Here is a 12,751-nt window from a genome sequence, read left to right as displayed (position 1 = left end):
GATAAGCATGGTCGATATCAGAACGCTCGACTTCAATCTGCTCAAAGCGTTCGACGCGCTGCTCGACGAGCGCAACGTGACGCGCGCGGGCTTGCCGTCGACGGGCGGCGCGATGTCAGACGCATCGATTCGAACGTTCGCTTCGCTGCCGATTCGATCCCGCGATGGCTCGTCGCTCGCCCGCGCCATCGCGCGACGCCCGCCTGCGCCGCGCACGAACGAAAAAAAGCCCCGCCGACATTCCAACCGGCGGGGCCAACCCATGTCAGAGAAGTTTCATGGAGGAGACGGAGCCGATCATATCGGCCGGCCGGACGCATCCCAACCAAGCATTTCTGCTATCCAATTGCGTCGCGCGCGAAGCCGCGCAAGCGGCCGCCGGGTATATCGATAGAACGAAAAGTCGTTTCCCGCGCACCGATTGGCTCGCTAACATGCAACTCTCGGCCTGCCCCAGCCAGGCGCCGCACCCTCATGGAGCGCACTTTGACCGCATTTGACCAACACCGCCGGCCGTTCATCGTCGGCATCGGCGGCACGACCCGCGCGGCTTCGTCGACCGAGCGCGCGCTCGGCTTCGCGCTGCGCGGCGCGCAAGCCGCGGGTGCCCGCACCCGCCTGTTCGACGGCCCGTTCCTGCACACGCTGCCGCACTACGCGCCGGAGCGCCGCGCGCTCACCGACGCGCAACGCGAGCTGATCGACGCCGTGCGCGCGGCCGACGCGATCGTCATCGCCACGCCCGGCTACCACGGCGGCGTGTCCGGCCTCGTGAAGAACGCGCTCGACACGCTCGAGGAACTGCGCGCCGACGAGCGCCCGTATCTCGACGGACGCGCGGTCGGCTGCATCGTCACCGCGTACGGCTGGCAGGCGGCGGGCACCGTGCTGACGTCGCTGCGCGCGATCGTCCACGCGCTGCGCGGCTGGCCGACGCCGTTCGGCGCCGCGGTCAACACGCTCGAAACGCGCTTCGAAACGGTCGATCGCTGCTCGGATTCGAAGGTCGCCGCGCAGCTCGAGACCGTCGGCGCGCAGGCCGCCGAATTCGCGCTCGCGTTCGCGTCGCACCGCGCGGCAACCCGTGTCGCGAGCGACAACGCGCTCGCGACGGTGCTGGAAGCTGCGACGCACTGAACGCACGCGCATCGCGCGCTCGCTGCGTGCGGCGGCGCGCGTGCGCTTCGACGGGCGGCCTGCTCCTCCCGCGCGTTGCCCCGCGCTGATGACCATTCGTTCGCGCCGGGTGATTTGCTTAAGCATAAAGATTGGTTCACGCGCACGCGTCGATTGCTTACGCTGCAACCTCGTTCTCCCTTCGCGAAAGCCATGAATCGTTCGATCCGCTACAAGGGCTACGAGGTCGCGCCCGCGGCGGCGCGCTTGCCGAACGGCCTGTTCGCCGCGAACCTCACGATCGAAAAAGCCGGCCCCGCGCCCGCGCGCGCCTACTCGTTCGACGCCATCGATTTCTTCTTCGACGAAGAGCACGCACTTGCCTACGCGTTCCGCTGGGGACGCCTGTGGGTCGATTCCCACTGTTGAGCCCGTCGCCGGCGCCGGCCGGCACGCGCGGCGCCCGCAGGCGGCGCCTGCGGCAGCGGCCGCCAAAATACGTGATTCATCGAGCTATGCAAGAATCGTCAGCTCCTGACATCACGATACCAATCAGCCATGTCTGACACGCTGCGACGAGAACAAGCGGCGGATCACGCTATGCGCAACTGGGTCCATGAGAGTCGCGGCCCAGTGCGAATCGGTTCCGACGCGCACAAGCAGATGTTCTGCAAGATGCTGCTCGACACCCACAACCCGTACAAGCCGGCCGTCATCGATTGGCCCGCCCTCGCCCCCGAAGCACTTCAGCGCCTGACGTCGCTGCCGATCTGGGACATCGCCGTGCAGACCGAGGGCCGCGCATCGATTCGCGTCGCGACGTTCGCGTCGACAGTGCGCGATCCGTTGCTGCGCGCCGCGCTCGACCTGAACGCCGCCGAGGAAGCGCGGCACAAGGTCGTGCTCTCGAAGCTCGTCGAGGCGTACGGCATCCGGCTCGCGCGCGAGCCCGCGTATCCGGCGCCGAAGGACGCCGAATGGGCATGGATGGTCACGGGTTTCAGCGAATCCATCGACAGCTTCTTCGCATTCGGCCTGTTCCGCTCCGCGCAGCGCTCCGGCTATTTTCCGGAAGAACTCGTCGAGACGTTCGAGCCCGTGATCCAGGAGGAAGGCCGCCACATCCTGTTCTTCGCGAACTGGTTCGGATGGTACTGGCGCAACATGCGATGGTGGCGCAGGCCGTGGCTGTTCGCGCGCGTCGCCGCGGTATGGGCGTTCCTGATCTGGGAGCGGATCGGCATCGCGCGCGGCATCGACGCCGACGGCGTCGCGCGCGACGCGAATTTTCCGGCCAATACGGCGGCAACCGTCGGCGACGCGCTGAATCCGCGCGAGCTGATCGAGCTGTGTCTCGCCGAGAACAACCGCCGGATGACCGGCTACGACAAGCGGCTGCTGCGGCCGGCGATCGTGCCGCGGCTCGCGCGGTTCGCGCTGCGCTTCATCAGGAAGCCGTAATCGCGCGCGGTTGCGCGCATCGTCACGCATCGGGTGGGGCTGCTGCTCGCGAACGGACAAGCTGCCTTCGACGCCGCGATGGCGAAGATCGGACCTTGGGTTACGACGGCCCGACACATCGTTTAAAAAGAGGCGTACCCCATATTTAAACCGGTAAAAAATACCCTTGCTTCGCGTCCGTACGACGGGGCACGCTGCGCCCCGCCGGACGGAGCAGCGCTCGCTTCCGTGCGTCACCGCGCGGATTCGATCGCATTGGTTGCGTATCGCGCTCGGCCGCCTGAAACGACAGCAATACGAAAGCATTGTGACAAAGCGTTTCTGCCTGGAAAGGATTACCGACAATAAAGCGGCGACATGTAAATGAGCGAAAGACGTTTGGAAGATGCGACCTATTTCCTGAGCACTTCCCACTCGAGATGAGCAAATGATCGTGTCTCATGGAACGAACCGCGGACGCCCGCCTGGTGCGGCGGCGCACGAACCGCCCGGTCGACGAAGAAACAAATTCCATCGCATTTCCACGCCAAACACCTTCATCAAAACAAAATGATTTATCCACTTGAATTGCATAAATTAATCCATTAACAAAACCCCACAAGAAAACATTACAATATTAAATTAAACAATATTACGAATAGAAAGGAATGGAGGCGGCGCAAACGTTTTACATGAGACTGCAGTCTCCTTTCTGAAGCGCAAGCTACGCCCCGTAGTCCACCACTCCGCCACCGCCCTTTCCGCACGGGCCATCCACGGACCGATCGGCATCACCCCGGCTCATTCGTATTATCTATTAAATTAACAAAAATTGACCAATCACAACACTCCAGCCTCAAACTTTTTTTAACCATTTGCAAAGCCTGATTTTGCAATTCTTTGAAGTCTTGAAAACATCAATCAAATAGACTCCGCATACCAAATTAATCAGCGCGAGCACGGACTCTCAGGTCAGACAAATAACGCTCCCGTGTTGCGCTGCCCTCGGAGGCCGTTTTCGTATGAATCGCTCGTACCGCTCTATCTGGAATGAAGCGCTTGGCGCGTGGGTCGCCGCTTCGGAACTCGACTCGGCTCGCGGCAAGCCGAACAAATCGGTCGTGGCCGCCGCTGTCGCCGTCGCCGCCGCGCTGCTCGTCGGCGTCCCGTCACTCGCGAGCGCCGATACCATGATCCCCGGCAGCGTCAACGCGCTCGGCCAGTTCACGGTGCAGTCCTGCACGTCGGGCAGCGGCAACGCAACCGTCGGCCGCACGACGACGGGCAATACGAACGCCTACCCCGTCGACGGGTCGGGCACCTACTCGACCGTCTCCGGCTGTAACTCGAGCGGCAACAATCAGCTCGCGGCGACGGTCTACGGCGCGTTCGCGCAAGTCACCAACACCGGCGGCACCGCGATGGGCTTTCTCAGCTCGGCTGCGCTGTGGGGCACGGCGGCCGGCCTCGAAACGACCGCGAGCGGCACCGCCGCGACCGCGCTCGGCTTCGGCAGCACCGCCAGCGCGCTGAACTCCGTCGCCATTGGCGGCGCGGGCGGCAACGGCACGACGCCGCTTTCGTACGCGAACTCGACGATCGCATCCGGCGCGGGCGCGATCGCAATCGGCAGCAACGCGACGAAGGGGGCGCAGGCGAGCGCGCAGGACTCGATCGCGCTCGGCGGCCAATCGAGCGCGGCGGCGCAGTCGGGCGTCGCGATCGGCCGCGCGGCGACGGTCGGCGCGAGCAGCACTAACGGCATCGCGCTCGGCGACAGCGCAACGGTTGCGGCGAGCAGCACGAACGCGCTCGCGATCGGCTACCAGGCCAGCGCCGCCGCCTCGAACACGACGGCCATCGGCGCATCGAGCACCGCCGCATACGCGAACAGCGTCGCGATCGGCCAAGGCAGCAAGACGGGCGCGAGCGCGCCCACCGGCACCGGCTACCTGACGGGCACGGCAGCGCCGCTGTCCGAAGTGTCGGTCGGCAGCGCGACCGCGCTGCGCCGCATCACGAACGTTGCCGACGGCTCGGCGCCGCAGGACGCGGTGACGGTCGCGCAGCTCAGCACCGGCATGAGCACGACGGCAAGCAGCATCGCTAGCCTGTCGACGTCGGCGTCGACGGGCATCAGTTCGCTGTCCACGGGGCTCAGCAGCACGAATAGCTCGCTGACCTCCCTGTCGACCTCCGCCTCGTCGGGCATCAGCACTGCGCAGAGCGGCGTCAACTCGCTGTCCACGGGGCTGTCGACCACCAACAGCGCGGTCGCCTCGCTTTCGACATCCGCTTCCACGGGTCTGAGTTCGGCGAACAGCTCGGTCGCTTCGCTGTCGACCTCCACGTCGACGGGTATCGGCTCGTTGTCGACTGGCCTCTCGACGACCAATAGCAACGTCACGTCGCTGTCCAGCGGCCTCAGCAGCACGAATAGCTCGCTGACCTCCCTGTCGACCTCCGCTTCGTCGGGCATCAGCACTGCGCAGAGCGGCGTCAACTCGCTGTCCACGGGGCTGTCGACCACCAACAGCGCGGTCGCCTCGCTTTCGACGTCCGCTTCCACGGGTCTGAGCTCGGCGAACAGCTCGGTCGCTTCGCTGTCGACCTCCACGTCGACGGGTATCGGCTCGTTGTCGACTGGTCTCTCGACGACCAACAGCAACGTCGCGTCGCTGTCCAGCGGCCTCAGCAGCACGAATAGCTCGCTGACCTCCCTGTCGACCTCCGCTTCGTCGGGCATCAGCACTGCGCAGAGCGGCGTCAACTCGCTGTCCACGGGGCTGTCGACCACCAACAGCGCGGTCGCCTCGCTTTCGACGTCCGCTTCCACGGGTCTGAGCTCGGCGAACAGCTCGGTCGCTTCGCTGTCGACCTCCACGTCGACGGGCATCGGCTCGCTGTCGACTGGTCTCTCGACGACCAATAGCAACGTCACGTCGCTGTCCAGCGGCCTCAGCAGCACGAATAGCTCGCTGACCTCCCTGTCGACCTCCGCTTCGTCGGGCATCAGCACTGCGCAGAGCGGCGTCAACTCGCTGTCCACGGGGCTGTCGACCACCAACAGCGCGGTCGCCTCGCTTTCGACATCCGCTTCCACGGGTCTGAGCTCGGCGAACAGCTCGGTCGCTTCGCTGTCGACCTCCACGTCGACGGGTATCGGCTCGTTGTCGACTGGTCTCTCGACGACCAACAGCAACGTCGCGTCGCTGTCCAGCGGCCTCAGCAGCACGAATAGCTCGCTGACCTCCCTGTCGACCTCCGCTTCGTCGGGCATCAGCACTGCGCAGAGCGGCGTCAACTCGCTGTCCACGGGGCTGTCGACCACCAACAGCGCGGTCGCCTCGCTTTCGACGTCCGCTTCCACGGGTCTGAGCTCGGCGAACAGCTCGGTCGCTTCGCTGTCGACCTCCACGTCGACGGGCATCGGCTCGTTGTCGACTGGTCTCTCGACGACCAACAGCAACGTCACGTCGCTGTCCAGCGGCCTCAGCAGCACGAATAGCTCGCTGACCTCCCTGTCGACCTCCGCCTCGACCGGCATCGGCTCGCTGTCGACTGGCCTGTCGACCGTTGCGACGACGACCAACAATCTCGGCAACAGCACCGCTGCGGCGCTCGGCGGCGGCGCAACGTACGATCCGGCCACCGGCGCGATCTCCGCACCCTCGTACACCACGTACAACGCGAACGGCACGACCACCGCCAACACCAGCGTCGGCTCCGCCATCGACAGCATCAACGCCAACGGCATCAAGTACTTCCACGCGAACTCGACGGGCCCGGATAGCGTCGCGACGGGCACGAACGCCGTCGCGATCGGCATGGGCGCGACGGCCGCCACGGCGAACTCGGTTGCGCTCGGCGCGAACTCGGTGACGGCCGCGGCCAACCCGACCAGCAGCGCGACGGTCGGCTCGACCACACTCGGCACGTTCGCGGGCAGCGCGCCCGTGGGCGTCGTGAGTGTCGGCGCACAGGGTGCGGAACGCCAGATCACCAACGTCGCCGCAGGCCAGGTCACCGCCGCCAGCACCGATGCGATCAACGGCAGCCAGCTCTACGCAGTTGCGTCGAAGCTCGACTCGGCCTCGAGCTCGATTTCGTCGCTCTCGACGGGGCTCTCGACGACCAACAGCACCGTCGCATCGCTGTCCACGTCGACCTCGACCGGCCTCAGCTCGGCCACCAGCTCGATCGCTTCGCTGTCGACTTCCACGTCGACCGGCATCGGCTCACTCTCGACGGGGCTCTCGACGACCGACAGCACCGTCTCGTCGCTGTCCACGTCGACCTCGACCGGCCTCAGCTCGGCGAATAGCTCGATCGCTTCGCTGTCGACTTCCACGTCGACCGGCATCGGATCGCTGTCCACCGGCCTCTCGACGACCAACAGCACCGTCGCATCGCTGTCCACGTCGACCTCGACCGGCCTCAGCTCGGCGAATAGCTCGATCGCTTCGCTGTCGACTTCCACGTCGACCGGCATCGGCTCACTCTCGACGGGGCTCTCGACGACCAACAGCACCGTCGCATCGCTGTCCACGTCCACCTCGACCAGCATCGGCTCGCTCTCGACTGGCCTGTCGTCGACCAACAGCAACCTCGCATCGCTGTCCACGTCCACCTCGACCGGCATCGGCTCGCTGTCCACCAGCATCAGCTCGATCACGACGAACACGACGAACCTCGGCAACAGCACCGCCGCGGCGCTCGGCGGCGGCGCAACGTACGATCCGGCCACCGGCGCGATCTCCGCGCCCTCGTACACCACGTACAACGCGAACGGCACGACCACCGCCAACACCAGCGTCGGCTCCGCCATCGACAGCATCAACGCCAACGGCATCAAGTACTTCCACGCGAACTCGACCGATCCGGACAGCGTCGCAACCGGCGCGAACAGCGTCGCGATCGGCCCGAACGCGGTCGCGAACGTCGACTACTCGGTCGCGATCGGCAGCGGCGCGACGACGTCGGCAGCCGTTCCCGTCACGTCGGCAACCGTCGGCGGCCTCACGTTCGGCGGCTTCGCGGGCAGCGCGCCCATCGGCGTGTTCAGCGTCGGCGCGCCGGGCGCGGAACGCCAGGTCACGAACGTCGCCGCCGGCCGCATCTCCGCCACCAGCACCGACGCCGTCAACGGCAGCCAGCTCTACGCGACCAACAGCAACGTCGCGTCGCTGTCGACCGGCCTGAACGCGACGAACAGCAATCTCGCATCGCTGTCCACGTCCACCTCGACCGCTGTCGGCTCGCTGTCCACCGGCCTGTCGACCACCAACAGCAACCTCGCATCGCTGTCCACGTCCACCTCGACCGCCGTCGGCTCGCTGTCCACCGGCCTGTCGACCACCAACAGCAACCTCGCGTCGCTGTCCACGTCGACCTCGACCGGCATCGGCTCGCTGTCCACCGGCCTGTCGACCACCAACAGCAACGTCGCGTCGCTGTCGACGAGCGTGACCAACATCAACACGCAGCTCACGTCGCTGTCGACGTCGATCACGAACAACGTGATCCAATCGCTGCCCGCGAGCACCGGCGTCGCCGCCGACATGAGCTCGCCGAAGGCGGTCACGCCGTCCGTCACGGCCGGCTCGAACTCGGTCGCGATCGGCGCGGGCTCGAACGACGGCGGCCGCTCGAACGTCGTGTCGGTCGGCAGCGACACGCAGCAGCGCCAGATCACGAACGTCGCGGCGGGCACCGAAGGCACCGACGCGGTCAACGTCAATCAGCTCAATGCCGTGTCGACGTCGATGTCGCAATCGCTGTCGAACCAGCAGACGCAGATCAACAATCTCGGCTCGCAACTGAACCAGACGCAGCAGCAACTGCAGCAGACCGACACGATGGCCCGCCAGGGGATCGCGGCGGTCGCGGCGATGGCGTCGATTCCGCACATGGATCGCGACTCGAACTTCGCGATGGGCGTCGGCACCTCGTCGTTCCTCGGCCAGAAGGCGATTGCGGTCGGCATGCAGGCGCGCATCACCGAGAACCTGAAGGCGTCGCTGAACGGCGGCTTCGCCGGCAACCAGAAGGTGATCGGCGCGGGCATGCTCTATCAGTGGAAGTAACGACGACGGGCCGGCGCGGGCCGCCCGAAACGACGGACGCGCCCGATTCGCGTCCGTCGTTTCCACACCAGCTTGGAGAAACACGATGAAGCACATCGCAGGAATGGGATTGACGACGCTCGCCGCGCTCGCCGCGCTCGCCGGATGCAGCGCGTCGAGCGGGCCGACGTACACGGTGACGCAAACGAGCCTGCCCGGCCATCCGAACGCCTATCGCGTCGCCTGCGGCGGCGTTTTCGGGAAGTACGACACGTGCACGAAGATTGCCGCGCGCGTGTGCGGCGATCGCGCCGTCGAGACGCTCGAGCGCGCCGCCGACTATCGCGGCGACGGCGGGCGCAGCGAGCCGTCGAGCCTCACGTTCGACTGCGCGGCGGCGCAGAACGCCGCGCAGTCGGATCAGTAAGCCGCCAGGTCCCGCGCCGCATGCCGGCGCGCGTCCGAGCGCGAGTCGCCCGGCCCCGCCTCGGTTCGCCCTCGGTCCACTGTCGATCCGGCTCCCCCAGCTTCCTACCGACTTTGCCCCGGCCGCTTCGATCCGACTCCGCTTGCGCTTCGATCCGGCACAAAACTGCGATATCGTTCGAATCTCGAAACGCCCGGCCGCGACCGTCTCCCGAGTCGACGGCCGGCGGCTCCTCACCGATCTTCCGAACGCACGACATGCCAGCCAATCCCGATCGTTTCGCCGACATCCAGACGCAACTGAAGCGAGGCGAACTGATCGCCGCCGCCGATGCGATCGACGCATGGTGCGCGGCCGAGCCCGCGTCCGCCGGCGCGCTCGCCTGTCGCGCGCACTGGCTGCGCCTGCTCGGCCGCCTCGACGAAGCGGCCGCCGCGCTCGGGCCGGCGCTCGCCGCGACGCCGCCGTGCGCGAGCGCATGGGTCGAGCGCGCGCGTCTCGATCGGCTCGCCGGGCAGACCGAGCGCGCGCATGCCGCATTCGACGCCGCGCATCGCGCCGATCCGGCCGCGACGGGCTGGCTCGCCGAATGGATCGAGCTGCTGCACCAGACCCATCGCCACGCGCTCGCCCGTCCGGTTGCGCAAGCGCTGTGCGAGCGCGCGCCGAACGACGCGCAGTCGTGGTTCCTGCTCGGCCTCACGCACCACTACGCGGGCGAATACGCGGCGGCGGCCGACGCGTACCGGCGCGCGGGCGCGCTCGATCCCGCGTACCCGATGTTGCGCAACAATCTCGCCGCCCTTCGCTATCAGACGGGGATGCATCGGGAGGCGCTCACGCAAGCCGAAGCGGCGATCCGCGCGGAGCCGGACAGCCAGATGGCGTGGTGCAACGGCTCGAATGCCTGGCTCGCGCTGCGCGAGCCGGCGCGCGCGCTGATCGCGGCCGAGCGCGCATGCGCGCTCGGGCAGAGCTACGCGATCGCGCAACTCGCGCGCGCGAACGCGCTGAAAGAGCTGCAGCGCTGGCCGGACGCGCTCGCCGCTGCGGCGCACGCGCATCGCAGCGCGCCGGACGATCCGGTCATGCAATGGTCGCTCGCGATGCTGCAATTGCTGCACGGCGACTACGAGAACGGTTGGGCGAACCACGAGGCGCGGTGGAACGGCTCGCGCGAGCTGGGCGATCGCCCGCGCCCATCGCCGCAGCGGCAGTGGCGCGGCGAGCCGCTCGCCGGCAAGACATTGATGCTGTGGGGCGAACAGGGCTTCGGCGACGCGCTGCAGTTCGCGCGCTTCGCGCCGATCGTCGCCGACCAGGCGACGCGCGCCGGCGCGCAAGTCGTCTTCGCGTGCTTCGCGGGCCTCGAGCCGCTCTTCGCGCGCAGCTTCGCCGGCACGCCGATGCGGATCGTGCGGCACGACGCGCCGCAACTGCCCGCGTTCGACCATCACCTGCCCGTCGGCAGCGCGCCGCTGATGCTCGGCGTGCGGCCGGACACGATCCCGTCCGCGGGCGGCTATCTGCGCGCGGACCCGGCGCGCGCCGCGCAATGGGCGGCGCGGCAGCCCGCCAACGGCCGGCTGCGCGTCGGTCTCGTCTGGAGCGGCAGCCGCACGCACCAGCGCAACCCGCTGCGCGCGATCGACCCGGCGGCCTGCGCCCGCGCATGGCGTGACGTGGCGGGCGTCGCGTTCCACAGCCTGCAGATCGACGGCGCAAGCGACGTCGCGACGATGCGCGCGGCGGGCCTCGACGTGATCGACCACACGGCCGAGCTGCAAAGCTTCGACGACACGGCCGCGTATCTGTCGAGCCTCGACCTCGTCGTCACCGTCTGCACGTCGGTCGCGCACCTCGCGGGCGCGCTCGGCCGGCCGACGCGGCTGCTGCTCGACGTCAATCCGCACTGGGTCTGGATGATCGATCGCGAAGACAGCCTGTGGTACGACTCGATCCGGCTCCGCCGGCAGGCCCGGTATCGCGACTGGACGCCGGTGCTCGACAGCGTGCGCGGCGAGCTGGCCGCGCTCGCGGCCGCGCGCGGATAACGGCGGCTGCGCAGCATGTCGACGTTCAATCGTGCGATCGGGCCGCTGGCCGCAGACTTGTCGATGGCGGGCGCGCGCATCGCGCCGCGCTCGACGGGCGTCGCGGCCCGCAGCGAAACCGACGGCGCGCTCGACGCGAACGAGTCGAATGCGCGGCCGGCTTCTATGTCACAATCGCTGCCGGGCCGGCCGCCCCGGATCGACGTTCCGCGCGCGCAGCCGAGCGAAATTCTGCAAGCGCCGCGGCAGACCGATTCGATGGCGCGTCAGGGCATCGCGGCCGCCGCCGCGCCGACGATGCTGCCGCAGGTCGAGCCGGGCAAGACGATCAACGTCGCCGCCGCCCGCTTCGCGGGTCAGTCGGGGATCGCGCGCGGCGCGAGCGCGCACGTGACGAACTGCGGCATTCTCAAACTGGGCATCGGCGTGTCGGGGCAGAACAAGACCTTCGATGCAGGATACGGATATAGCTGGTGATCGATTCCATCCACTCTTCGTCAGCCGGGCCGCGCGACGCGCCCGGCAAGCGCCTCGCCGTCGGCATCTCGCTCTTCGCCCGCGACGGCCAGGCAATCTGGGAAAACGGCATTCATCAGAACATTGCGTTCCTCGCGATGATGCTCAAGCAGTCGGACCGGATCGGCCCGGTCTACTTCCTGAACGGCGGCGACGCGAAGGCGTTGCCCGCCGGCCTCGATCTCGGCGGCCTCGACGTGCCGCTCGTGCAGCCGCGTGACGTGTCGCACGCGCTCGACGTCGTGATCGAGATGGGCGCGCAACTGCCCGTCGACTGGCTCAAGTACATGAAGGCGCTCGGCAAGAAGCTCGTCGTCTGCTTCGTCGGCCACACGTACAGCGGGCTTTGCGAGACGCCGATGTTCAACCGGCCGTCGGGCCACATCTTCAACGGCGGGCCGTTCGACGAAGTGTGGATCCTGCCGAAATCGGAGAAGATCGACGCGCCGCTGCTGCGCACGCTCACGCGCGCGCCGGTGCACGTCGTGCCGCACATCTGGTCGCCGTACTTCATCGGGCGCCGCGCGCGCCAGCTCGAAGCCGAGGGCCTGCGCTTCGGCTATGCGCCGGGCCGCGCGAAATGGCGGCTGTCGATCCTCGAGCCGAACATCTCGGTCGTGAAGACGAGCCACTACCCGATGCTCGCCGCCGACGAATTCCACCGCGCGCAGCCCGACGCGGTCGAGCACCTGTTCGTCGTGAACTCGCTGCACATGAAGGAGCACGCGACCTTCGTCCACTTCGCGAACAGTCTCGATCTCGTGCGCGAGCACAAGGCGACCTTCGAGCCGCGCATCGATCTGCCGTCGTTCCTCGCGCAGCACGGCGACGCGGTGATCTCGCACCAGTGGGAAAACCCGCAGAACTATCTGTACTACGACGTGCTGTACGGCGGCTACCCGCTCGTGCACAACTCGCCGCTGCTCGGCGGCGCCGGCTACTACTACCCGGAATTCGATTCCGCCGCGGGCGGCCGCGCGCTGCTGCACGCGTGGCGTCATCACGACGCGCATCTCGACGACTATCGCCGCCACGCCGACGCGCTGCTGCACAGCGTGTCGATCGACAATCGCAGCAACCTCGACGCGTATGTCGCGCGTCTGTTCGCCTGAGCCTTTCCCGGAGAAAAACGC

General features: G+C 67.4%; 9 protein-coding genes. All 9 read left to right on the top strand.

Annotation, left to right across the window (positions count from 1 at the left end; translation table 11 throughout):
• Positions 1 to 7: 7 nt before the first annotated feature.
• The 9 genes from WS92_RS36440 to WS92_RS07275 all read left to right on the top strand — a co-directional run bounded on the left by WS92_RS36440 (position 8) and on the right by WS92_RS07275 (position 12,730).
• Positions 8 to 394, top strand: a complete 387-nt coding sequence (locus WS92_RS36440; RefSeq protein ID WP_230479336.1) for a hypothetical protein — start codon at positions 8 to 10, stop codon at positions 392 to 394.
• 80 nt (positions 395 to 474) lie between these two features.
• Positions 475 to 1,137: an NADPH-dependent FMN reductase gene (locus WS92_RS07335; protein WP_006028811.1), complete on the top strand. Its 663-nt coding sequence runs from the start codon at positions 475 to 477 to the stop codon at positions 1,135 to 1,137.
• 192 nt (positions 1,138 to 1,329) lie between these two features.
• A complete protein-coding gene (locus WS92_RS07330) occupies positions 1,330 to 1,545 on the top strand; it encodes a hypothetical protein (protein WP_004198708.1) in 216 nt (71 codons plus the stop codon).
• 129 nt (positions 1,546 to 1,674) lie between these two features.
• The gene (locus WS92_RS07325) at positions 1,675 to 2,577 is read left to right on the top strand and encodes an aminomethyltransferase (protein ID WP_041861937.1); all 903 of its coding nucleotides are present in this window, start codon (positions 1,675 to 1,677) and stop codon (positions 2,575 to 2,577) included.
• A 1,001-nt stretch (positions 2,578 to 3,578) separates the two neighbouring features.
• Positions 3,579 to 8,642, top strand: coding sequence for an ESPR-type extended signal peptide-containing protein (locus WS92_RS31455; RefSeq protein WP_082761065.1), 5,064 nt, complete (start codon positions 3,579 to 3,581; stop codon positions 8,640 to 8,642).
• Between the two features lie 85 nt (positions 8,643 to 8,727).
• Positions 8,728 to 9,048, top strand: coding sequence for a hypothetical protein (locus WS92_RS07290; protein WP_059931797.1), 321 nt, complete (start codon positions 8,728 to 8,730; stop codon positions 9,046 to 9,048).
• A 257-nt stretch (positions 9,049 to 9,305) separates the two neighbouring features.
• Positions 9,306 to 11,102: a tetratricopeptide repeat protein gene (locus WS92_RS07285; RefSeq protein ID WP_059931795.1), complete on the top strand. Its 1,797-nt coding sequence runs from the start codon at positions 9,306 to 9,308 to the stop codon at positions 11,100 to 11,102.
• Between the two features lie 15 nt (positions 11,103 to 11,117).
• A complete protein-coding gene (locus tag WS92_RS07280) occupies positions 11,118 to 11,579 on the top strand; it encodes a YadA C-terminal domain-containing protein (protein ID WP_059931793.1) in 462 nt (153 codons plus the stop codon).
• Positions 11,576 to 12,730: a DUF2827 domain-containing protein gene (locus WS92_RS07275; protein ID WP_059931791.1), complete on the top strand. Its 1,155-nt coding sequence runs from the start codon at positions 11,576 to 11,578 to the stop codon at positions 12,728 to 12,730. The genes WS92_RS07280 and WS92_RS07275 overlap by 4 nt, the downstream gene beginning before the upstream one ends.
• The last annotated feature ends 21 nt before the right edge of the window (positions 12,731 to 12,751 follow it).

Source organism: Burkholderia sp. MSMB1588 (assembly GCF_001546925.1).
GTDB lineage: Bacteria > Pseudomonadota > Gammaproteobacteria > Burkholderiales > Burkholderiaceae > Burkholderia > Burkholderia humptydooensis.
Note: the sequence above shows the minus strand (reverse complement) of the source record. Positions and strands in the feature narration are given on the sequence as shown.